At 63.3% G+C, this 447-nt stretch carries 1 pseudogene; it reads right to left on the bottom strand.

From position 1 onward, the window contains the following. Positions 1–447: pseudogene (locus tag V7787_RS52925) on the bottom strand (T6SS effector BTH_I2691 family protein); the annotation flags it as partial.

The following is a 447-nucleotide window of genomic DNA, read 5'->3' on the forward strand; positions in this document are numbered from 1 at the left end:
CTGGCATCCCAACGGGTCTGGCCACGCAGGCGCTTGAGCACCACGGCATTGACCGACTGGGCGGTGAGGTCGGTGATGTCCGCCATGGCCGGGAAGCGCCCCGCCAATCCCTCGATCACGTTGTCGCTGGCGCCGAACAAGGTGCCGATCGAATCGGCTTTGTCCTTGAACGGGTTGAACGGCGCCAAGGCGGTGTAAAGCGGGCTGTCGTGCTGGTCCAGCCATTGCTCCAGGCGTTTGAAGCGTCGGTCATGATCTTCGGTGCCGGGTGTCGGCTGGCCCATCGGGTGAATCAGCAACGCCAGTGAGATTTCCAGACCACGGGCGGAGGTGCGTTCTTCACGGTCGTAACAGGCCAAGGCGGCTGCCAGGCTGTAGGGGTTATCGATGTGTTGGGATTCGGCCGTCGCCAGCCAGGCGTCATGATCGTTGCTGGCTTGCAAGGCC

The organism is Pseudomonas sp. CGJS7 (assembly GCF_036961695.1).